The 21715-nt window shown below is 54.9% G+C and carries 18 protein-coding genes; 13 read left to right on the top strand and 5 right to left on the bottom strand.

The features are described 5' to 3' along the window. Positions 1 to 97 precede the first annotated feature (97 nt). Complete coding sequence (locus tag P5689_RS04945) at positions 98 to 1672, top strand: tetratricopeptide repeat-containing glycosyltransferase family protein (protein ID WP_285532322.1); 1575 nt, start codon at positions 98 to 100, stop codon at positions 1670 to 1672. 5 nt (positions 1673 to 1677) lie between these two features. On the opposite strand, the gene P5689_RS04940 is transcribed toward P5689_RS04945, so the two are convergent. Further along, positions 1678 to 2511 (bottom strand): transglycosylase SLT domain-containing protein, encoded by an 834-nt coding sequence (locus tag P5689_RS04940; RefSeq protein ID WP_285532321.1) that lies wholly within the window; start codon positions 2509 to 2511, stop codon positions 1678 to 1680. Positions 2512 to 2937: 426 nt separating this feature from the next. Here P5689_RS04940 and P5689_RS04935 point away from each other — a divergent pair, with 426 nt between their 5' ends. From P5689_RS04935 to P5689_RS04925, 3 genes are read left to right on the top strand one after another with little or no spacing between them, the layout of a single operon-like run. After that, the gene (locus P5689_RS04935; RefSeq protein WP_051395980.1) at positions 2938 to 4020 is read left to right on the top strand and encodes a flagellar basal body P-ring protein FlgI; all 1083 of its coding nucleotides are present in this window, start codon (positions 2938 to 2940) and stop codon (positions 4018 to 4020) included. Beyond that, positions 3986 to 4357, top strand: coding sequence for a rod-binding protein (locus tag P5689_RS04930; protein ID WP_285532318.1), 372 nt, complete (start codon positions 3986 to 3988; stop codon positions 4355 to 4357). Before P5689_RS04935 ends, P5689_RS04930 begins: the two co-directional genes overlap by 35 nt. Further along, the gene (locus P5689_RS04925; RefSeq protein WP_285532317.1) at positions 4354 to 4761 is read left to right on the top strand and encodes a hypothetical protein; all 408 of its coding nucleotides are present in this window, start codon (positions 4354 to 4356) and stop codon (positions 4759 to 4761) included. Before P5689_RS04930 ends, P5689_RS04925 begins: the two co-directional genes overlap by 4 nt. 489 nt (positions 4762 to 5250) lie before the next feature. On the opposite strand, the gene P5689_RS04920 is transcribed toward P5689_RS04925, so the two are convergent. The 4 genes from P5689_RS04920 to P5689_RS04905 form a co-directional block, all read right to left on the bottom strand. Further along, positions 5251 to 5853: a DUF6468 domain-containing protein gene (locus tag P5689_RS04920; RefSeq protein ID WP_285532316.1), complete on the bottom strand. Its 603-nt coding sequence runs from the start codon at positions 5851 to 5853 to the stop codon at positions 5251 to 5253. Between the two features lie 48 nt (positions 5854 to 5901). Next, the gene (gene fliM, locus P5689_RS04915; protein ID WP_081866878.1) at positions 5902 to 7044 is read right to left on the bottom strand and encodes a flagellar motor switch protein FliM; all 1143 of its coding nucleotides are present in this window, start codon (positions 7042 to 7044) and stop codon (positions 5902 to 5904) included. A 46-nt stretch (positions 7045 to 7090) separates the two neighbouring features. Further along, positions 7091 to 7609: a flagellar basal body-associated FliL family protein gene (locus tag P5689_RS04910; protein WP_285532314.1), complete on the bottom strand. Its 519-nt coding sequence runs from the start codon at positions 7607 to 7609 to the stop codon at positions 7091 to 7093. A gap of 165 nt (positions 7610 to 7774) precedes the next feature. Continuing rightward, positions 7775 to 9493 (bottom strand): flagellar hook-basal body complex protein, encoded by a 1719-nt coding sequence (locus P5689_RS04905; protein ID WP_035444314.1) that lies wholly within the window; start codon positions 9491 to 9493, stop codon positions 7775 to 7777. A 528-nt stretch (positions 9494 to 10021) separates the two neighbouring features. On the opposite strand from P5689_RS04905, the gene P5689_RS04900 reads away from it, so the two are divergent. From P5689_RS04900 to P5689_RS04860, 9 genes are all read left to right on the top strand, one after another. Next, positions 10022 to 11680, top strand: a complete 1659-nt coding sequence (locus tag P5689_RS04900; RefSeq protein ID WP_285532312.1) for a PAS domain-containing methyl-accepting chemotaxis protein — start codon at positions 10022 to 10024, stop codon at positions 11678 to 11680. A gap of 411 nt (positions 11681 to 12091) precedes the next feature. Beyond that, positions 12092 to 13660: a flagellar hook-associated protein FlgK gene (locus P5689_RS04895; RefSeq protein WP_035444528.1), complete on the top strand. Its 1569-nt coding sequence runs from the start codon at positions 12092 to 12094 to the stop codon at positions 13658 to 13660. Positions 13661 to 13678: 18 nt separating this feature from the next. After that, on the top strand, positions 13679 to 14764 hold the full coding sequence (locus tag P5689_RS04890; protein WP_062165209.1) for a flagellin: 1086 nt from the start codon (positions 13679 to 13681) through the stop codon (positions 14762 to 14764). Further along, on the top strand, positions 14764 to 16182 hold the full coding sequence (locus P5689_RS04885; protein WP_285532310.1) for a tetratricopeptide repeat-containing glycosyltransferase family protein: 1419 nt from the start codon (positions 14764 to 14766) through the stop codon (positions 16180 to 16182). Before P5689_RS04890 ends, P5689_RS04885 begins: the two co-directional genes overlap by 1 nt. A 281-nt stretch (positions 16183 to 16463) precedes the next feature. After that, the gene (gene flgG / locus P5689_RS04880) at positions 16464 to 17249 is read left to right on the top strand and encodes a flagellar basal-body rod protein FlgG (RefSeq protein ID WP_023980023.1); all 786 of its coding nucleotides are present in this window, start codon (positions 16464 to 16466) and stop codon (positions 17247 to 17249) included. A 7-nt stretch (positions 17250 to 17256) separates the two neighbouring features. Beyond that, positions 17257 to 18252 (top strand): flagellar basal body P-ring formation chaperone FlgA, encoded by a 996-nt coding sequence (flgA, locus tag P5689_RS04875; RefSeq protein ID WP_081866914.1) that lies wholly within the window; start codon positions 17257 to 17259, stop codon positions 18250 to 18252. Between the two features lie 31 nt (positions 18253 to 18283). Continuing rightward, positions 18284 to 19006 (top strand): flagellar basal body L-ring protein FlgH, encoded by a 723-nt coding sequence (gene flgH / locus P5689_RS04870; protein ID WP_285532308.1) that lies wholly within the window; start codon positions 18284 to 18286, stop codon positions 19004 to 19006. Between the two features lie 883 nt (positions 19007 to 19889). Continuing rightward, complete coding sequence (locus P5689_RS04865; RefSeq protein WP_285532306.1) at positions 19890 to 20759, top strand: HAMP domain-containing protein; 870 nt, start codon at positions 19890 to 19892, stop codon at positions 20757 to 20759. Continuing rightward, positions 20659 to 21672: a methyl-accepting chemotaxis protein gene (locus P5689_RS04860; protein ID WP_051757791.1), complete on the top strand. Its 1014-nt coding sequence runs from the start codon at positions 20659 to 20661 to the stop codon at positions 21670 to 21672. Before P5689_RS04865 ends, P5689_RS04860 begins: the two co-directional genes overlap by 101 nt. Positions 21673 to 21715 lie beyond the last annotated feature (43 nt).

Raw genomic sequence — 21715 nt, 5'->3', positions numbered from 1 at the left:
TATCCCGTCTCGCGTAGATGAGGCAAGATATTAAGCGTTACGCGTTCATGGATCGCTAACCCGCTTTCGAAATGACCTGAACATGATCGGTGATGGCATGATACAAGACACGGATAGTCCGGAACCGCGAGATCTGACACATGCTTCATCGCCTGCTGAGCAGTGGTGGAAAATCCCGGGTGCACCGCCAGATGTCGGGAAGTTTGTTGAGGCATGCGAGGCCCTGCTGGGCTCAGGTGACGGGATCAGCGGATTAAAACTTGTACTCGAAACGATGGCAGTCCATCAGGACGAGTGGAAGCTCTCTATGGCGGGAGCGTCGCTCATCCTGCGTTTCACAACGCGTTACGACATCGTTGGGGTCCTGCTGCGCAATGTCATACGCCTGCAACCTGACAATGTGCCCGCCCAGGCTTTCTCCGCCCATTTGCAGATCGTGCGCGGGGACGTAAGCGGCGGCTGCGCAAGCTTTGCACAGATGATGGCAACCTATCCCGGGCAGAAAGCGGAGATCGGGGAATTCATCAGCATGTCCCTGCTTGAAGTCGGGTATCCTGCTGAGGCGCTTGCGGTGCTGAAATCGCTGTTCAATGACGGAGATGAAACAGCGTCACTGCTCAATAACGCCGGTTGTGCGCTCGAGCGGCTCAATCGCTCCGTTGAAGCCCTGCCATGGTATGAAAAAGCCCTCAGAATCAGCCCTGAACGCAAAGCTATCGCGTTTGGTTATGCCTGCACCCTGATCAAGGCGGGTCTTTTTGAGAGAGGCTGGCCACTCTATTTCGAGCGCGAATTGCAGATAACCCCACAGCAGGGCTGGGTACGCAGCATTCCCCGGCTCCGTCCTGATACCGGCCTCTCAGGGAAGCGTATCCTTGTCTTTCAGGAGCAGGGGTTGGGCGATACGATCCAGTTTATGCGTCACCTATCCGCCCTTGCAGCGCGTGGTGCCGAAATCCACGTCTGTGTGCCCGTCTCTCTGGTGCGCCTTGTGCGTCAGTCCTACCCGGCTTTGACGGTGCTGGACCCTGTGAGTGCTGCTACGAACCACGCATATGATTACGCGTGCCCCGTGCCGGATCTGCCCTTTATCAGCGGGGTACGGATGGTGCACGATATTCCAACCTGCATTCCATACATTACCGATATCCCCGCCGACCGAGAAAAAATGGCGGCCCTGCTGCCAGCGGGTAGACCGCGGATCGGTCTTGTATGGGCAGGCGAGCGTCGTCTCCGCTCAGAATACGCATTGGCTGATATGCGGCGCTCGATTTCCTTCAGCGATCTCGCCGAGGCGCTCCTCCCAGCTGAGGCGACCTTCGTCAATCTGCAATTCGGGACACCAAGGGAAGAGCTGAAGAGCTGGGGCGGTCAGACAATTCATGATCCCATGAGCGAGGTACAAGACATGGCGGATACGGCGGCCATCATGCGTAATCTTGATCTGATCATCTCGGTCGATACGTCACCCGCGCATCTCGCCGGAGCGCTTGGTTGTCCCGTATGGTTGATAAGCCGTTGGGATGCGTGCTGGCGCTGGGGGGATTCCGGAACAGGGAGCCCATGGTACCCTACAATGAGAATTTTCCGTTCGAATGAGCGCTCTTTCCTTCCCGTCCTTCAAGAAGTCGGAAAAGCGCTGCGACTCTGGATCGATATGCGAGGCGTCTGATGCTTTCAGCCTGTTGGGCGTGCCAATTGCGTAGGGCTGCTTCGGTATGATGCGAGGCTGCGTCCTCTCATGCCGCTCATGCCTGAATGATGAGGGGCAGGCTGGGTGAAATGGCTGAAACCCTGGAAAGGATGAAATGCCCTAACAACAGGCTGTGTTCCCTCACGCGCATCAGCAACGATTGTATCGCCGTAGGGAGACTGGCTTCGTGGTGCCGCCAAATCAATCGCGCCCTTACGCTGAGGCGGGTGTTTAACGTCCCCTGACGGGCCTATCCGTTCGTCATCAGGTATGGCCCAGGTTTCGAGCACCTTCCATTGATACGGGGCTCCGAGCCCTGGGGTCTGGGAATGATAGGCCGCCGCCGCACGCGGCCAACTTCCCATCTTGTCGTGCATCTGGTTAAGGAAACGCCCGGCATAGAGAGCATTTGAGGTTGGATCGAACGCCTCATCAAGTGAATGGAAAGCATCCGGGTGCTGTTGCAGGTTGACCTGCAAGCACCCGACGTCGATCGACATAATACCCGCATTGCGAAATTCGGTTGCCGCCGCGACGGCGTCCTGTTTGGAATCGTAATAATGGCCAACGCCATTGGCCATTATTGTCCACGGCCAGGACGACAGTCGCCCCTGCGCGTCGGTCTTGCCGCTCTCAACCCGACTGATGGCATATAAGAAACCTTCGGGAATGCGGAGGACTTTTTCAGCCTGGCTGGAGGCTATACGGCAGCGCTCAGCTTCCATCGTCTGAGACAGGGCCGGCACGGGAGCGAGAACAACGCTGAAACCCAACATTGCGAGAGACGCGCTGGCTGATTTCGATAGGCGTGATTTCATGAAAATCATGAGTCCGTTGCGCCTCTCAGCGAAATCCATGGCAGTCTTTCATCGGCGTCTATGTGACAGCGGGATTACGGTTCGCCGTGGTGCGGCATAGATCAGTATCAAAGGTCTTCCCGTTACAGGATAAGCAGGCGTTATGACAATCATTATCGCTTTTGCAACAATGCCGGTGTGAAACTGTCTCTCTGTCGGAGAGCGTTAACCTTGTTGTGGTTGTAAGTGACAGGCCTGTGTCGTAGGGTGTCATTGCTGGCGCCTGTCGTACAAGATCACTATCGATGGTGCAGGCTTGTCCATTTGACAAAGACATTTCGATACGCACTCTGCGTCACACCGGGAACTGGGCTGGACGATCATACGATGCATTGTCGTAACGGGAAAAAGACGTTTGGCTGCCTGATAAAGACGCTCCTTTTCTGTATGAGCCTGGGAATCGTGGGTTATGCGCCGGCGTCAAACGCCACCGCAGTACGCGTCAAAGATATTGTCGATTATGAGGGTGTGCGTGACAACCAGTTGGTCGGGTACGGATTGGTTGTCGGTCTGCGAGGAACGGGCGACCGGCTGACAAATACGATCTTCACTCGCGAGACCCTCATCAGCATGCTCAATCGTCTTGGAGTGAATATCCGCGATCGAGAAGTCCAGTTACAGACTCATGATGTAGCCGCGGTCATGGTAACCGCGACTTTGCCGCCTTTCTCTCACGGGGGTGGGCATATCGATGTTACGGTATCGGCAGTGGGCGACGCCCGTGACCTTGCAGGAGGCACGTTGCTGGTGACGCCGCTCCAGGCAGCAGACGGTGAGGTCTACGCTGTGGCGCAGGGCTCCCTCGTCACAAATGCTTTCTCAGTCGGAGGGACGGCGGCCTCGGCCACCCGCAATATTCCAACGACAGGGCATATCGCCAATGGCGCGGTTGTCGAGCGCGAGGTGCCGGTTTCCCTGGGTAGAAGCGGGCTGATCCATCTCTCCTTGCGAAACCCGAATTTCACGACGGCAAACAGAATCGTCAATGCCATCAACCGTTCTCTCGGATATGGCACGGCCAAAATGGATGACCCGCGCACGGTTTCAGTTAATATGGCCGGGCGCGACGCGCCCTCGCTTCTTTATCGGATCGGCGATCTTATGATCGAACCGGATACGATGGCCAAAGTCATTGTGGATGAGGCAAGTGGGACCATCGTGATGGGCGATAATGTGCGCATCAGCACGGTTGCCATTGCGCAAGGCAACCTGACGATCCAGGTGACGGAAACTCCGTTGATCGCCCAGCCTGCCCCTTTTTCCAATGGGACGACGGCGATCGTGCCTCGAACGCAGATCGATGCCAGTACAGACAGTTCTCACCGATTGGGTATTCTTCGTGAAGGTCCCACGCTCGCGAGCCTTGTTGCCGGGCTGAACGCCTTGGGAATGGGGCCGCGCGATATGATCAGTATCTTGCAGGCTATCAAGGCTGATGGCGCTCTCCAAGCAGATCTGGAGGTTCGATGACATGACGGCTTTGACGCCTGCAACACTCTCTTCTCTCTCTGCTACGCAGAATGAGACATTGGCTAAAGCGCAGGAGGCTGCCCGAACCGCAAAAGCTGACAAGGCACGCGAAACAGCGAGATCTTTTGAGGGCCTTACGCTGGGTGAGTTGCTTCAGCCCATGTTTGACACTGCTGACATCTCAGACAACGAATTCGGTGGAGGCGCGGCTGAAAAGCAGTTCCGTTCCCTGCAAGTGCTGGAGATGGGAAAGCAGATAGCCAATAATGGCGGGATCGGTATTGCCGACAGTGTGTATCGACAAATACTCGCGATGCAGGAACAGGAAGAGACATGATCGGTATGCGCTCAGACCAAACCTCACCCGTCATAAAAGCGGCATCGCGGCTTATGGCCCTGCTGAAAGTGGAAAATGAACAGCTCCGTCAGGGGAAGCCTGAACAGATCGAGATACTGCTCGCGGATAAAACGAAATTACTGTCAAAAATGGAGCAGGCACTGACTCAATTTGAGGAGCAGGGGGGCGATAGAACAGCTTTGATGCCGACCATGGGGGACCTGATAGCGCTTGTTGCGGAGAACCAGGCTTTGCTCGAGCACATGTCAGTGGTGCAAACCGAATTCCTGAAATTGATATGTGCCGCGCCCGTTGAAGAAATCACGCAGGCATACAGTCCGTCAGGTCACTACGTCACGCCGACGACAGAGAGCGCCGCCTTGACCCTTCACAGTGAAATCTGAGAGTTGAGAGACCGTATGCGCGTTGGACTGATGAGGGCGACAGGTCTGTCTGTAAGCTTGGCGTTGACCGCCTGTCAGTCTCCAGCAAAGCCGTATCTCACCATGGGTAAACGGATAGCGGATGCGGGGTTTATAGCCCATCCTGCAGATACAACCGCACGTTACGCAATGATGAATTCGCTCCCGCCTGGTGTGATAACCTATCGGCCTGCTCCTAGCGGCCCCATTTATCTCTACGCAGATCCGATCGGATGCGGCTGTGTCTACATGGGATCAGACGTGGCTTTCGTTTATCTTCTGAATTCGACCCCTGTCGTTCGAAATCAGCACTTGCCCATCAAGAATGTCCCTTCGATTGCATCGATGGCCGCTGAAAATCGACGCAATACCAGTGTCTGGGACTGGAGCGCCTGGTCCAGTCTTGCAGACCCCGGTGCTACGCAGCCCCGATATGTAACCGGGGCTGCGTGGTAGAAACGGTTCGGTTCTCTACTCGCCGAGAAACTTGCTGCCCATACGTTTGCGAGCATGATGACCTTCTGACACCGGCTTGCGGGCCTCGGCAACCACGGGCGTGACGGCCGGGCGTTGCTTGTGTCGCTCTGCTTCAAGAATGGGAGCCTTCGTTGGGGTAATGTTATCCTCAAGGGGTGCTTCGGTATTTTCCGGGTCGTCTCGCAGGATAGGCGACTCTGACTGTCGAAGCATATCCAGTTTTACGTCTGACACATCATCCAGAAGCTTTCCCAGGGATTGCTCACTGGATTCCGCTTTCCGTGTTAGAACGCTGAGCTGCTCAGCCTTCGAATCTGCCTTGTCCACAAGCGTATCCAGTTCACCCCCGACGATCTTGGCTTGCTCGATCGTGCGGCTAAGCGGTCGTCCGCTGACTTGACCCGCAACACGCAGCTTTTCAACACCATCATGCGCGTTCTTGATACTGCTCTCGAGCTTTTCGATAAGTTTGACGAGACTTGCTCTGTCGCTCTTCAAAGCCGACAGGGTCTTGCTGATGTGAAAGTTATAGGCGATGCCTAACAGCAGCAGAACCGAGAGTGCCGCTTCTATGAATACCTGAATTTGGGCGAGCATTCTCTCTCGATCCTCCGTTATTTATCGTCAGCCTCGTTTTGCGGGATGTCAGTCCATAGTCTCGAAGTCAGTGTTGGCCTCACTCGGGTTGTGTATATGCGGGCTATCCTCGGGCACAAGCCGATGATCGATCTTCACCGCTGCTTTCCCCCCTGATTGCCCCAGATGCCCCTCGAAGAGTGTCGTCTGATTACACTGCAGCGTCACAGGGAGGGTGTTTTTCACCTTGTGGGGAAATACGAGCTGCATACCTGGCTTCATGGTGAGCAATGTCGAAAGGCTGACGGTCTGCTCCTCAAGCACAGCCAGGATTTCGGCATTGGTTTCCATAATTTCGGAAATAAGGTGGTTTTCCCAAACCGAATCACGGCCAAATCGCTCCCCCATGAACTGCTGGGAGAGCAGATCTCGCACAGGTTCGAGGGTTGCATAAGGGATGACAAGATCCATATTGCCGGTCCGGTCCTCCATATCGATATGCATCTTCGATGTCACGACAGCATTGGAAGCACGAGCGATCGCCGCAAAGCGTGAGCTTACTTCGAGCCGTTCAAAGATAAGGTCGATCTCGCATACTGGGCTGAACGCAACCGACAGTTCCCGCAGGGTAAGGTTCATGAGCTTTTCGATCAGAGTGCGCTCTATAGCGGTGTGAGGCCGCCCTTCAGTGCCTGAATGACCCTTCCCACGCGGGCCACCCATGAGGATATCGATTATGGAGTAGGCCAGCGCGGAATCGATTACGAGAAGACCGTAATTCTCCCATTGGACAGCCTTGAAAACGCAAAACAGCGAGGATGACGGCACGCTGTTGACGTAGTCGCCGAAACACATGGAGCGCGTGTATTCTGTGGTAATTTCTACATTGTCATTCGTGAAATTCCGAAGGCCCGTTGTGAGGAGGCGGACCAGACGGTCAAGCACGATCTCGAGCATCGGCATGCGCTCGTAAGCGACAAAGCCGGCCCTGATCACACGCTCCATTCCCGTCTCGTGCCGTTCAGGCAGGTCGCTGAATGCGCCGCCAAGGAGATTGTCAATCTCCGACTGGTCGAGCATCTGGTTCAGCGTTTCCTCTTGCTGAAAAGCCCCGGAGGCGCTGCCCGAAAAGGGGTCATTCTCGGTCTCGACCGCGGGGTCGGCCCAGGCATCAGGTATGGGCGGGATATGGTGTTCACTAGGCGACATCATGAAACTCTGCCTGCATCGAAAGGACCAATGTTTATCTCAACCGGTCTCACTGTATGAGGAATTCGGTAATATAAAAATTGGTGATCTTGAAGGGCGCTATCTCAATTCTAAGCCGCCTCAGGAGAGTTTCACGCAACCTGTACACCCCGTTTCCCCTTATCTCTTGAGGGCGCGTCTCGTGCAGATAGGTCTGAAATATGTCCTGGATCTGGGGAATATACCGCCTCAGCGAGGCCTCATTTTGAATTCCAGCAATCTCCACACGCGTTGTCATCTTCACATAGACGGGTCGATTTTCACCATTATCGAGGCTCGAGATGATGGATGGTACCGCCAGAATGGTACTTTGGGCAGTAGACGGGTCAGCAGCCTCTGCTGTCTGCTTCGTTGATGAAAACCACCCCTTATGGATGGCAAGATATCCTGTGCCGGCGATTAAAGTGAGCAGGATCAGTGATGCTGCCACGAGAATGAGGCGTTTCTTTCTAGGTTGAGCCTTCATCCCAAGCCGATCGTCATCGACAACGTTGATGTCGAGATCATCGTTCAGGCGGGATTCACTCATTTATCTTTCGCTCACGTTCTTCTGGCAGTGACTGTAGTTTGATTAATGCGCATTCATGCGCGGACGGAAGTTTCCGGGGCGCCATAGAAGGAGCATCCTCCTGCGAGGCCGCCTTGTTTCGACGGGCAGCATCAGACTGCTGCCCGGGAAAATCGTCCTCTTATATTATTGCTTCATGGCAATGGTAGCCTGCAGCAGAGTGTCCGCAGTGGTGATGACCTTGGTATTGGCTGAATACGCTTCCTGAGCGACGATCAGGGCAGAAAGGTCGCTTGTGAGATTTGTGGTTGAAGACTCTGTGTAACCTACGGAGAGTGTTCCGGTCCCGTTGGCGCCAACAGTGCCGACAGCGGGGTTACCAGACGCTGCGGTAGCGGTGTACGCTTGCCCGTCTACCGCGTTCAATCCGTTGACATTGGCGAAATTGGCAAGCGCAATCTTGCCGGCAAGTTGGGATGCCCCGTTGCTGAACTGCGCCATGACAGATCCGTCGCTCTGTATCTGAACGCCCTGATATGTGCCAGCGGCTACAGCGTCGGATGTGAGAGCTGTCGTGTCCTGTCCGAGCGAGCTCGAAGTCGAGAGCAGGGGGCTCGTTGTGCTGGTCATGTTTGGCAGCTTCACCGTATAGGCCTGCCCGTTGATCGTGGCGGCGAGAGTCGTCGGGGGTGAATTTGCCGTGCCGTTCGCATTGAAAGTGATCGAACTCGTCGAGCTCAGCGCAGCGCCGGTAGAGGAGTTGATGGCCGACACGCTCCAGGTTGGCGGCGAGGCAGATGTCTGAGCCCACCGAAGCGATACGGGCGTACCCCCGACATCAACAGGCGACGTCATATAGCTCTGGTTCGAGCCGGTGGCCGTACCGATTTGAGAGCTGTCCTCAGTGAGTGTCGAAGTATTCTGATCAAGCGTCAGGCTCGAGACTGCGCTTTTGCTCGCAGTGCCCGTTGATTGGGCCATGATCGTTCCGCTGGTGCCACCAATGGTGCCCAGTGACAGGCTAATCGACTGAGAGGTATTCGTTCCATAGGACGCTGTGATGGGGAGCGTTACAGCCGCGCCAGTGGTGGTCGAGCCAACTGTAGCTCCCGTCGAATCCGTCACGCTGGCCAGAGTGCCGTTACTGTTGAAGGTGACGTTATAGGTATTATCCGCCTGATTGATGGCGCCCGTTCCATCTGCGTCATAAGCGCTGGCAGTCCAGACGAGGGGATTTGTGGTGCTTTGAGACCAGTTGAGCGCCACATGATGCTGCGTCGCGTTCGCGTCATAAACTGTCACGGGTGCAGTCGTGTATGTCTGGGCATCACTGGCGGTATAATTCGCCGAATTTGCAGGCATTGTGCCCACAGTAGCTGTCAGCGTGAGCTTGCTCGTCTGTGGCTGACGATAACTGATATTGCCAACATTAATCTGCGTCACACTTGTGCCAAGCTGTCCGGACGACGGATCGACCATATATCCGTCGAGATAATAACCGCTGGTATTGACAAGATAACCTTGGTTGTTTTGCGAGAACTCACCGTTTCGCGTGTAATAACTTTGATCTGAAAACTGTGTTGTGCTCGCATTGCCAGCGCCGTTCGCCTTGGAGACAACGAATAACCCATTTCCAGAAATGGCCGAGGCAAGACTGTTGCTGCTGCTGGTCGGTGTACCCTGATTATCGACATGCTGCACCGTGATAGCGGATACGGAATCCGAGACATCGGCCGAGGCAGTGCTGCCAATCATCGAGCCAGCAACGAAGTTCTGGAACGAAGTCGTATCGGCTTTGTAACCTACGGTCTGACTGTTTGCGATATTATTACTGAGATTTGTAAATGCCGTTGACTGCGCGTTTATTCCGCTGACGGCCGTCGTGAGCGCGTTAAATACTGACATCAGAGTGTCCCCGACCTTATATGCCACGAACTGCTTCGCTTGCCGCATGGGCATGGTATACGAAGAGTCCGAATGTTGAATGAACGAGACGACATAAAAATGCGCGATGCCTTGACCGGATCGAAATTTGTCTCTCACCACGCCTGCGGCAAGCAGGAGTATCCCGAAACGAGGTGAATCCCAGCTTGGCTATGGGTAGCATGTGTTGGTGGAAACGCAAGCTTTGTTACGATGTTTATCCGGATGCTAACCCACGATATCGAAACGCGGTAAAACGTTTTCCGCGGTGCGGCGACGGCAAACTGAATGTCGGATGACAAAATTGAGACAGAAGCCGCAGGCGTCGGATAAAAACGTTTCGTTAACTGTTTTCACGATTAGATGAATGGCCGGCACTGATCCGGCGCAAGATAGGGGTGGTTCTGACAATCAGCACCCGTGGCGCGGCTTTGGTATAGTCCGGCTTTGTGAGTGTCTATCTGCCCTCGTCTCCAGTACTCTTCAGGCAATCTCCGGAGTAAAAAATCGATGTTTAAGTCGTGGCCTGGTGGCTGGGCAGATGCCAAAGCCAAGATGAATGCGCTTGATCGTGCGCTGGCGTTCATCGAGTTCGATGTGAGCGGCATGATCCTTGAGGCCAACCGGAATTTCTGCGATGCAATGGGTTATCGGCTTGATGAGATCGTGGGGCGTCATCATCGCCTGTTCATTGACGATACCTATGCGGCAAGTGCGGAATATGCAGGATTCTGGCGCGGGTTATCTGAGGGAAAGTCCTGTACGCAGGAATGCATAAGGCTGGCAAAGAGCGGTTCCGAGGTTTTGCTGCAGGCGAGCTATAATCCAGTCAGGGACGTTACAGGTCGGGTCTATAAAATCGTCAAGGTTGCAGCTGTAGTGACAGAGGCTGCGGCCCTCAGGGCTGATACAGCGGGCAAGCTTGACGCGATCTCCCGTGCTCAGGCTGTTATCGAATTTGCGCCCGACGGCACCATCTTGCATGCAAATCCCAATTTTCTCGCAGCTATGGGCTATTCACTGCCAGATCTTGTCGGGCGCAACCATTCGATCTTCGTCGGGTCGGATATGGCTGCCACCTCGGAATACAAGGCGTTCTGGAACAAGCTGCGCAAAGGGGAATATGTACCGCTCGAATGCAAACGTCTCGATAGTCGTGGGGAGCCGGTGTGGCTGCAGGCTTCCTATAACCCGATTTTTGATATCAAAGGCGAGGTGGTCAAGGTCGTCAAATTCGCGACGGTCATCACGGGGCGGGTAAAGGCCATTGATGACGTTGGTAAGGGCCTGGCGCGACTGGCCGATAACATCCTCGGTTTTCGTCTCAATGGCGAGATTGATCCCACATACGAAAAGCTCCGCGAAGATTTCAACAGGGCAATCTCGAAGTTGGACATGACGCTCGGCGGTGTTGCGGCCTCGGTGGGCACGGTCGCGAACGGAGCCAATGAGATCGTCGTTGCCTCCAATGATCTCGCCCGCAGGACAGAGATGCAGGCGGGTAATCTCGAGCGCACCGCCGTTACGCTTAATCAGATTACTGCGCGCGTATCAAAAGGGGCGCAAAGCGCCAAGGCAGCGGCTTGTTCAGCTTCAGCAATGAGAGTCGATGCACTGGCGGCGACCCAAATCGTGGATGGAGCGATCGATGCCATGGAGCGTATGCGTGAGGCGTCGAAGGCAATCTCGCAGATCACCGGGATGATCGAACAGATTGCCTTCCAGACCAATTTGCTTGCCTTGAACGCTGCCGTCGAGGCCGCCCGCGCGGGTGAGGCGGGTCGTGGGTTCTCCGTGGTGGCTACAGAAGTGCGCGCGTTGGCGGAACGTTCTGCGAAGGCATCTCAGGAGATACGTCTCCTCATTTCAGAGAGCACGACGCACGTTGACCGTGGCGCAAAGCTGATCACGGATGCCGGATCTGCGCTGGGTGGGATTGTCGAACGCATATCCGGAATTGACGGCCTTCTGTCGGAAATCGCCTTGGGATCCGAAGACCAGGCGGAGGGGCTGGGGCAGGTCAACCAGGCTGTGGGTCAACTGGATCGTGTAACTCAGCAGAATGCCGCAATGGTCGAAGAGGCAACTGCGGCGGCCAATAGTCTCGGTGTCGAGGCGGGGCGTCTCAAGGGGCTTGTTGATGAGTTCACGTTGAGTGAGGTTGTCTAGGGCGTCGGGCCAGTCACAGCCATTTGGCTATGTTATCCAGTCCGCGGCACTTTTCTCACGATGCATGGCCCGGTCTGCACGATAGACGTGGATTGAGTGCACCACCCTGCATCGGCTTACCTGATGCGGGGGGGGGGGGCGGGCTAAGGCCGAGCTCTTGCCTGGCTACAGCCTTTTTATCCCGGATGTGCCAGCTTCTCGTGGCGCAAAATTCCAGAGCCAGAGCCGCCGTATCGGCGGAAAGTATGTATCCTTTCGCGCTATATCCCACGTGCCATCAGAGGCGGTTGGAAACTTTTGCGAAACTATTTGTCTCTAGGTCTGTCCGTGCTGGTTTCCCCTTTTTCATTGGGGTGGCGTGTTGAAGCCCGTCGTGGGTGACTGCGGCATTCTCTTGCTGAACGGAATTGCATGAACCTCCTGGCCTCTCTTTCTATCGCCACGGGTAGCCTCAGTGTTATCGAGGCCCAGTATGCTGTGACGGCAAACAATGTCGCGAACGCAAATACCACTGGCTACGTGAAAGAGACGGCTGCGACGTTGTCTTCGGTGGCTGCGGGTTATGGTACAGGGGTCCGGCTTGGCAATACCCAGCTTGCGATCAATCAAGCGCTGCAATCATCGCTTTATCAGCAAAATGCCCAGGCTTCGTCCTACACAGTGATGAGCGATTCGCTGGCTGCCGTCTCCTCCGTGCAAGGATCTACCTCTCAGGACTCCGGAAGTACGTCTAGCCTTTCAGACCAGCTCGGCAATTTGCAAAGTGCCCTGATTTCCCTGACGTCCACTCCTACCCAGAGCGTCTCCCAGAGTGCAGTCGTCAGCAAGGCCTCTGCCTTGGTGACAACCGTACAGACTCTTGCCTCGACCTATGCTTCGCAGCGACAGGCGGCGGCTGATGGTGCGGTTTCCGATGTGTCCTCCATCAACTCCGACCTGACACAGATTGGTGCCCTGTCGAAGCAGATCATGAAATTCAAAAGTCTGGGGCAGGGTACCGCCGATCTGGAAAATCAGCGTTTGGGCGTGATGTCGGACCTGTCTTCCAATCTGAGCGTGTCTTTTACCACCAGTGCAAACGGCGATATGACGGTGCGTACCGCAGACGGAACGCAGTTGCCAACCAGACCCGATCAGATGGGTCTGGACGATAGCACCCAGACACTACCCAGCAGCACGTGGCCTCTCTCGACTTCGAGTGTTACACTGTCGAGCAGTTCATACTACAGTGCGCAGAACACGAACTCTTCCATCCCGGCAATTACTCTTGCTGGCCAGGATATTACAACGAGTCTAACAGGGGGGAGCCTTGGCGGCAACCTGACCCTGCGCGATAGCACTTACCCTCAGATGCAGGCGCAGCTCGATTCATTCTCCTACACGGTAATGAATCGTTTTAGCAGCGCAGGATTGCCTCTGTTCGTTACCGGCTCTGACGCCAACGCGACGAGTTCGATTCAGGGCAGTGACCTCAGTAAGCCGGTGCCTCAGGGAATTGTTGGGCTATCTGCCAGCCTGAGTGTCAACAGTACCTATACCAAGACGCCGTCGGCGCTCACCACCACCACTAATAGTGATGGGAGCACCAACACAGGTGTCACAACCACCATCAGCAATGTTCTTTCCACCACCTTTGGCTCGGATGCCGAAGACGTAAGCGGGGGTCTATCTGCGCCATCCAGCAATCTCGGTCCAGGTGGGTCAATCTCGACGGGATATGCCGGTAATCAGGGACTACTCGCGTTATCAACTGCCCTTACCTCCAATCAGGGCGCTACCATCGCTTCCATGGGCGCGGGTGTCACGTCTAGCAGCGCCGTTCTCACGCTCCTGCAGACCAAAGTAGCAGACGTTTCGGGCGTCAACGTCAATGACGAAATGGCCAAGACCGTTGCGCTGCAAAATGCTTACACGGCGAACGCGAAGATCATTTCCACGGTGCAGACCATGTTCAATGCGCTGTTATCGGCAATCCAGTAAGCGGTCCGGAGATTGGTCATGAGCAATGCGGTAGGTCAGTACGGCGGATCGGCTCTCTCGCTCATTCTTGAGGCGAGTGTAAAGACCCTGACTGCGCAGCAGGAGACCGCAACGTGGCAGAGCAGCACCGGTATCATCGGGTCGACTTACGCTGATCTAGGGGCATCCCGTTCTGCGGCGCTCAGCCTCACTCCCAAAATCACTCAGGTGCAGGCGTGGCAATCCAATATCACCAACGCTCAGAACACCTTGTCCGTCACGGCCACCGGTCTCAATCAACTTGTTTCAATGGCGCAGACGCTTTCCACTAGTCTGCTCGGTATTTCGGGCACGGCAACATCCAGTCAGGTTGCTGCCGCCGCTTCATCGGCAATGAGTGCCCTTGGTGATCTCAAGACAGTGCTCAATACGAGCGATGGTGCAAATTACGTATTTGCAGGCACTGACAGCAACACAGCACCCATAAAAGGGAGCGCTTCCCTGTCATCAAGCAGCCTTGCTCAGCAGATTGCGACGAGCGTTCAGTCTCTCAACGCATCCAATGCGGGGTCCGTTCTTGCCAGTGCGACCTCTTTGGCGGGGTCAACCGATCAGGCGGTATCCGTATTTTCGGCAACACTTTCCGTATCTCCGGCTCAGGCTGCCGATAATCAACGCAGCGTGATGAGTGGGACCAACACCACGACGAGTTTCGGTATCGTTGCGACTCAGTCATCAATGACCTCCTCTTCGAGCAATACGTCCACCGGATCGCCGATCAGGGATCTGATGCGAGACCTTATGGCGGTATCGGCAATGAACGGGATGTCGTCCAACACACCAGGATTTTCCGATCTTGCAAAGCAGATCTATACGTCGCTCGGCACGACAATTAGCCAGCTGACCGAAGAGGAAGGCGCTGTGGGCGCAACGCAAAACAGTCTGACCTCGCAATCGACAATGCTGACTGGGCTTTCCACAATGCTCGAAACCCAGCTGGGCGATTCGCGAAATGCTGATATGGCGACAGTCGCAACCAATGCAGCGAATATCAAAACCAGCCTGAGTGCCTCGTATATCCTTATTTCAAACATGAAGGGCATGACACTGGCGGATTATCTCTGATGACCCATCCGGAAGGCAGCGCAGAAGCGCTTCAGCTGGCTGGTGATTATGCGTCAGCGGCGAAAGCATATGAAATCCGCCTCCAGGCATCTCCCGACAACGCGCGCACCCTGAGCAATTACGGTGGCTTGCTCAACTTGCAAAACCGGTTTTCGGATGCCCTCGCATTATTGGGTCGTTCCATTGCGCTTGATCCTGGTCTTCCCGACGCGTGGTCCAATATAGGGAATAGTTTTTTACATCTAAGCCAGTACGAAAATGCGATTGCCTGCTATCGCAACAGTCTCCGCCTCGAGCCTTCGCATGCTCTGGCGCTCAGTAACATGGGCGTAGCTCTTGATCATCGCGGAGATCATGCACTGGCGCGCGGTTTTCATGATGCCGCTGTCCAGATGAACCAGGAGAACATATACAGCCGGACCAACCGCGCAGTTTCGCTGCTTCAAAGTGGCGATTATGCTGAAGGCTTTCGTGAGTATGAGCATCGCTGGACAGGGCTGCGTGCTTCTGGCGGGCAAAGTAGTGTGCCTCGCTGGGGTGGTGAGCTGGCGCCTGACAAAACTCTGATGGTTTTCACCGAGGGCGGATTTGGAGACGTCTTGCAGTTTTCCCGATTGGCTCCGCTTGCGGCGCAAAAGGTCGGACAGGTCATTCTGCGTGTGAGGCCGGAGCTCGTCTCGCTTCTGGAGCGTAGTTTCCCTGAGATCACAGTCCTGTCGGAAGACGATATCCTTCCCGAGCACGATCTCGAATGTCCGGTTCTCAGCTTGCCTCACGTACTCGGGATAACGCTAGAGACGATCCCTGTTCCTGGCAGATATCTGCGGCCTGACCCGATAAAGATTACCCTGTGGCGCGAACGGCTTCGGGCTGGGGACGCTGATGACTGGCACGATACCTTTCGTGTGGGGCTTGTATGGGCGGGCGCACCGCATCCCGAAGTTCAGGCAGCATTTCTTGCTGACCATCGCCGCTCCATGAATCTGCAGGATCTGGCACCGCTAGGGCAGGTCGCCAGACGCTTTAGAGCGCTCAGGTTCTATAGCCTGCAGATAGGAGAACGCGCAGCGCAGGCGGCAAATCCGCCTGAAGGGATGCGTCTTTCAGATCACACGAGGCACATCGCCAGTTTTGATGATACGGCTGCGCTGATTGACACGCTGGATCTCGTTATCGCCGTCGACACATCGACTGCGCATGTATCGGCTGGGTTGGGGAAGCCCACATGGCTTCTTTCACGCTATGATCAATGCTGGCGTTGGCTCTCGGGGCGATGTGATTCACCGTGGTATGAGTCGATACGCCTTTATCAGCAAAAGCAGCCCCTCAACTGGGAAGGGCCTGTTGCCATGCTCACAGATGATCTCACGGCTCTTCTTGAGACGAGGTATGCTCATACGCCTGTCTCAGCCCGATGAGATAGGCGTGTCCCAAAAGACGCGCTGACGCATGCATTCGAAAATTTTGAAAAGTTTCATATTCCCGGTCTCGTATTGTGCAACAAAGCATTGTAGGCTGTAACCATCATATATCGGCATGGGGGCATCGAGCTGCCTCTATGTTACATGCCAGATAATTCGAAGATTGCCTGATATTGAAGTCCTGTGCGCAACTGAAATGATATTTCGTTGCGATAAGAAAATATAATGTCGATGCAAGAGGCTCTCCGAAGTGCTCTTGATAGGGGTGTCCTGAAATGATGAGATCGCTTGATATTGCGAATACGGGCATGCAGGCCCAGACCACAAATGTCGAGACGATTTCCAATAATATCGCCAACATGACAACCACCGGATACAAGCGTCGTCGTGCTGAGTTTCAGGACCTGATCTATCAGGATCTGCGTCGTGCTGGGACGATGAGTTCTGATACCGGGGACCTTGTTCCTGCGGGTGCGCAGGTTGGTCTTGGTGTTCGCACGGCCGGCATATACCGCATCAACGAGCAAGGTACGCTGGAACAAACCGGAAATTCGCTGGATCTTGCCATTGAGGGGCGTGGATATTTCCGTGTAACCCTTCCGTCGGGAGAATATGCCTATACTCGTGACGGAACATTCTCGCTCTCGGAAGACGGTACGATTGTCACTGCAGACGGCTATCCCCTGTCTCCCAATATCTCCGTTCCCAACAATGCGGAGAATATCACGATCGATCAGTCTGGACAGGTACAGTACACGCTGTCTGGTCAGACTACAGCTCAGGTGGCTGGTCAGTTGCAGCTCGCGACATTCCAGAATGAGAATGGTCTTACGGCGATGGGGCAGAACCTGTTCACCGAAACAACCTCATCTGGTACAGCCAACCTCAGTACACCGCAGAGCGAGGGATATGGTTCGGTCCGTCAGGGTTTTGTCGAGGAATCATCAGTTAATGTCGTGACCGAAATCACTGCGCTCATTACGGCGCAGCGAGCCTACGAGATGAACAGTAAAGTTATCACTGCCTCGAATGAAATGCTGCAAACCCTGACCAATCTGCGGTGATACCAATATGCGCGGGCTCACGATCGCTCTCATAGGGCTATCTTTGATAGGCCATTCCGTACCAGGATATGCAGCGACCCTGCGCAATACGTCCATCGTTTCGTCCGGGATGGTTCGTCTTTCTGATATTTTTTCTGGTCTTGAGCCCGGGCAGGATCGGGTTCTGGGTCCTGGGCCGGCACCTGGATCGAGTATTCATGTAAGCGGGCAACAACTTATTGCGATCGCTGATCAATACGGTGTCGAGTGGGAAGACCAATCCTCCTCTTCGTTCATGACGATTACCAGAGCGGGAAGAATTCTCGACGAGAATTATTTCGTTTCCCTCGTCAGGAAAAACCTGCCCGACCTGGGCGAAGGCCCCGTTTCAATAACGTTTCACGACTTTCATCCTGTGACAGTCTCTGCGGATGAGGCCGAGCCGGTTGTTCTGTCTGATGTGAAATGGGATCAGCGGAGCGGGTGGTTTTCATCCACTGTTTATCGTGCCCACCCTACAGGAGATCTGGCAACCGACTCGTTCATGCTGACGGGTGTTGTCCATGCCACCCAGCGCGTGATTGTGTACACCCACTCGATGGGGGCAGGAAGCGTTGTCAGTGCCGCAGATGTTAGGGTGGACGAGGCATATTCCGGTCATCTGCCGTCGCGTGCTGTCACCGATCCGGCTGAGGTAGAGGGGCAGACCATCAGCCGTGGTGTCGTGGCGGGCTCCGCGGTCATTGCGCAGGACCTGCAGCGCACTGTGATCATGCATAAGGGAGATCCCGTCATGATCACCTACGTAGCTCCAGGGCTCAGATTGTCGATTGCTGGAAGGGTTCTTGAGGATGCCGGTGCCAAACAGCAGGTCCGCGCATTGAATGAGTCGAGCGGGATGATTGTCAACGGGAAAGTCACTGATGGGTCAAATGTGGAAGTGGCGTTGACGAGTCATCCAGTCCCGTCCGATCCGATCACAATGCGCCGGCTTTCGGCGTCTATGCGCAATCCTGCGCCTTGACGTTTCCTGGCGATAGGTGGCTCTGAAAACGATGACGCGTTTTTTCTCCCGTGGCTCATTGACCGTGCTGCTGCTACTGGGCAGCTGCACGTCTCTTTCTGATCTGACGGAACTCGGTCACCCACCGAGAATGACCCACACTTCTGATCCGACACAGTCGCCGGACTATCGTCCGGTGACAATGCCGATGCCACCTCTCCAACCTCCGCCAACGGAGGTCGGGAGCCTGTGGCGCTCAGGAAGCCGGGCTTTTTTCAAAGACCAGCGTGCCTCTCAGGTTGGCGATCTGATAACGATCAACGTCAACATCTCGGACAATGCGGCACTCAACGACAATACCACCGTCGCAGGAAGCGGCTCGCAGACATTCGGGATCCCGAGTTTCTTCGGAGCCCAGGGTAAGGTGCTATCAAGTAGCAGTGCGCTGGACACAAGTAGTGCGACTGCAAATACGGGCGCAGGTGTCATTCGCCGTAATGAGACTGTCACCCTTGCCCTGGCGGGGACGGTGACTCAGGTACTGCCCAATGGTAACTTCGTTGTCGTTGCCCGGCAGGAAGTCCGCATCAATGGTGAACTGCGTCAACTCATGGTTAGCGGCGTTGTTCGACCCCAGGATATAACGGAAGACAACATCGTCACACATGACCGTATTGCAGAGGCACGGATTTCGTATGGAGGTCGTGGTCAGCTGACCACTGTCCAGAATGCGCGCTGGGGACAGCAGATTATGAATGGTGTCCTGCCATTCTGACCAGGCAACATGCTTGTTGGCAGGCCTTGGTTTATCAGCTCCTTGATCTTGGGAAATGTGGTGTCTTTCGCGTAGCGCAGCGTCCCGCCCACGTTTCCTCCGGCTTTTCGCCATAGCGCTCATTGGAACTGCGTCATAAAAAGTAACGATGACCGGAAGGAACGGGTAAGAGAGGGGCCATTATTTATATGCTTACCCCCTCACTCATCACGGTCGATATTCTCGTGTTGGAGTTTTTCCAGCCCTCTGCATAGAGGCGGGAAATACATGGCCGCACCAAGGGTGAACGCATTGATGAAAGCCCTCCATAGACCCCGAAAATTCTCGTGATCGAGAATGCAAGGCGAGCGCCGTCAAGGCGGATTGAGCGTATTAAATCCTATCTTCTGTTAACGATTGGCTCCTAGAACTCGACGTTCTCGTCAAAAACCGAGGACAGGGGCCGTTACATGATTCTAAAGCTGATCATACTTCTCATAGGTTTAGGCGTTGTAGAAACCATATTGGTGAAGGTTTTCTCCTTCATCGGCGATCGTCTGGTGTATCTGGGGCTGTTCGATGGCTCCTTGGAACGACTCGCATCGATCTGCGAGACGGCAGCCCTGATATGTTTTTCGTGTGCCGCTGGCTTCTTTTTCCTCCGCTTGATAAGCCGCCTCCGCGCCACGGACACTCGGGAGGGGCGTGACGCGGGGCCTGGCTGGTGATTACAGCGACCTACTCGCATCAGGTCTGGTCAGCCAGGATTCTTGTCAGTCCCTATCTGCAAGGCAAAATCTGAAACGAAGCCGCCCACAGGTTATATGAAGGGGCAACGAGAGGATTTATTAATAATTCCGATGGACCAATGAAAGGGTACGCGGAAAAAAGGCTCGTCCCTCTCATGTTCAGTGTCTTTCGGTTCAAGGCCAAAATTGCACTTGTTGCAATAACATTGACGTTGGTTACATTTATCGGTTCAGGTTTTTTAGTCAATAATCAGTTAAAATCCGGCGAGCGCTATCGCTCATTCATCAATTCAGATGACCGGGGCACAATCATGCTTGCGCGCATCAGCGACAAGCTCAATGCACTCCTTTACGCCTCTCATCTCCTGATCGATCAGGCGAACAGCCCATTCGTCGGCGAGGTTGTAACGCGGTTCCAGAAAGATATGCGAGGAACCCGTGATATCTTTGCTGAGGCCGCGAGGGTGGATCCGCGTCTCGTCTCCACGCTGGATCCACTATTGGGACGTTATGGCACTTTCGAGCAGCAGTTAAACAGTCTGCTGATTGCGCTTGATAAAGGCGACATTGCCAAAATGCGCCAGATCGCCCAGGCATCTGATCAGGATGGGGTTCACCTGGCGATCGATATCGGGGCGATCACAGGCCGCCGTATTACGCATGTTGAGAGTGCATCAAACCAGCTCGCTCATGATGTGAATGTTTCTGTCCGTAATTGCGTCATTGGCCTGGTGCTCATCCAGATTCTTATTCTTTTCGCGACCCTGCTTATGAGCCAGAAAACGATCGTATCACCGCTTCTGAGGGTGAGGGATCGTATGCTCGGTATCGCTGAAGGACGGCTGGACGAGAGCATTCCCTGTCTTGAGCGGGGAGATGAAGTTGGAGATATGGCCAAGGCGCTCAGCACGATCCAGGGGGGGGTTGCAACGAGCAAAGGTTCTGGCTGCCGAGCAGGCTGCCGAGCGGGAAGCTGTTGCCAAGGAGAGGGCCGAAAACGCGGAGCGTGTTGCGAGGGAGCTTGAAGAGGAATCCCGTGCAGTCGAGGCTATCCGCAAAGGGCTATCGGCGGCTGCCGAGGGTGATCTCGTTTATCGTATTGATGTTGCGCTACCGCAGCGCCTTCAGGTCATGAAAACGGATTTCAATGATGCGTTTGAGCGTTTGAATCAGACATTCTCGGTGATCCAGCAAAGCGTTATGGCCATTGGCTCTGGCACAGGCGAAATCTCTGTCGCTTCGAACGATATGTCACGGCGCACCGAGCAGCAGGCGGCAAGTATAGAGCAGTCCTCAGCCGCGATCGAGCGCGTAGTGAGTATGCTGCGTGACTCCGCAGACAGTGCGAAGAAAGCCGCTTCAGTGACCGATGACACGCGACTGGGTGCTGAAAAGTCTGGCGCGATGGTTCATAACGCCGTGAACGCGATGAGCCAGATCGAGAGTAGCTTCGCCCAGATCAGTCAGGTGATCGGACTTATCGACGAAATTGCTTTTCAGACAAATCTCCTTGCACTGAATGCAGGGATAGAGGCCGCCCGAGCCGGGGATGCAGGACGTGGTTTTGCTGTCGTCGCGACAGAAGTGCGCACTCTGGCTCAGCGGTCGACTGAAGGCGCTCGTCGCGTGAAGGAGATGGTCTCAAGTTCGAGCGATTTTGTCTCCGATGGCGTAAGGCTGGTGCGCGAAGCCGGTGGCGCTCTAGGTATTATCCTGAGTCAGGTTGGGGAGATCGACAAGCTCGTCGCGGAAATCGCTCATTCCTCGACTGGTCAATTCTCGGCGATACAGGAGATCAACCTGGCGGTTGGAGAGATGACAAAATCTACTCAGCAAAACGCAGCCATGGTAGAAGAAAATACTGCAGCTATTTCGTCCTTGGACAAAGCCGCGAGCGTACTTCGTGATCGGGTCGCATTCTTCCGGTTGGAACAATGAGGTACGTTCTTAAGAGCATGAGCTAGAACGAACCGACCGCACG

The sequence above is a fragment of the Asaia sp. HumB genome (genome assembly GCF_030263835.1).
Classification (GTDB): Bacteria; Pseudomonadota; Alphaproteobacteria; order Acetobacterales; family Acetobacteraceae; genus Asaia; species Asaia bogorensis.
The sequence above is the reverse complement of the archived record's forward strand: the minus strand, read 5'-3'. Positions and strand labels throughout refer to the sequence as shown.

What these genes read in the sequence shown, in the direction of transcription:
- P5689_RS04945 (WP_285532322.1), top strand. Translation starts at nt 98, where the DNA reads ATGATACAAGACACGGATAGTCCGGAACCGCGAGATCTGACACATGCT.
- P5689_RS04940 (WP_285532321.1), bottom strand. Translation starts at nt 2,511, where the DNA reads ATGAAATCACGCCTATCGAAATCAGCCAGCGCGTCTCTCGCAATGTTG.
- P5689_RS04935 (WP_051395980.1), top strand. Translation starts at nt 2,938, where the DNA reads ATGAGCCTGGGAATCGTGGGTTATGCGCCGGCGTCAAACGCCACCGCA.
- P5689_RS04930 (WP_285532318.1), top strand. Translation starts at nt 3,986, where the DNA reads ATGGCGCTCTCCAAGCAGATCTGGAGGTTCGATGACATGACGGCTTTG.
- P5689_RS04925 (WP_285532317.1), top strand. Translation starts at nt 4,354, where the DNA reads ATGATCGGTATGCGCTCAGACCAAACCTCACCCGTCATAAAAGCGGCA.
- P5689_RS04920 (WP_285532316.1), bottom strand. Translation starts at nt 5,853, where the DNA reads ATGCTCGCCCAAATTCAGGTATTCATAGAAGCGGCACTCTCGGTTCTG.
- fliM (WP_081866878.1), bottom strand. Translation starts at nt 7,044, where the DNA reads ATGATGTCGCCTAGTGAACACCATATCCCGCCCATACCTGATGCCTGG.
- P5689_RS04910 (WP_285532314.1), bottom strand. Translation starts at nt 7,609, where the DNA reads ATGAGTGAATCCCGCCTGAACGATGATCTCGACATCAACGTTGTCGAT.
- P5689_RS04905 (WP_035444314.1), bottom strand. Translation starts at nt 9,493, where the DNA reads ATGTCAGTATTTAACGCGCTCACGACGGCCGTCAGCGGAATAAACGCG.
- P5689_RS04900 (WP_285532312.1), top strand. Translation starts at nt 10,022, where the DNA reads ATGTTTAAGTCGTGGCCTGGTGGCTGGGCAGATGCCAAAGCCAAGATG.
- P5689_RS04895 (WP_035444528.1), top strand. Translation starts at nt 12,092, where the DNA reads ATGAACCTCCTGGCCTCTCTTTCTATCGCCACGGGTAGCCTCAGTGTT.
- P5689_RS04890 (WP_062165209.1), top strand. Translation starts at nt 13,679, where the DNA reads ATGAGCAATGCGGTAGGTCAGTACGGCGGATCGGCTCTCTCGCTCATT.
- P5689_RS04885 (WP_285532310.1), top strand. Translation starts at nt 14,764, where the DNA reads ATGACCCATCCGGAAGGCAGCGCAGAAGCGCTTCAGCTGGCTGGTGAT.
- flgG (WP_023980023.1), top strand. Translation starts at nt 16,464, where the DNA reads ATGAGATCGCTTGATATTGCGAATACGGGCATGCAGGCCCAGACCACA.
- flgA (WP_081866914.1), top strand. Translation starts at nt 17,257, where the DNA reads ATGCGCGGGCTCACGATCGCTCTCATAGGGCTATCTTTGATAGGCCAT.
- flgH (WP_285532308.1), top strand. Translation starts at nt 18,284, where the DNA reads ATGACGCGTTTTTTCTCCCGTGGCTCATTGACCGTGCTGCTGCTACTG.
- P5689_RS04865 (WP_285532306.1), top strand. Translation starts at nt 19,890, where the DNA reads ATGTTCAGTGTCTTTCGGTTCAAGGCCAAAATTGCACTTGTTGCAATA.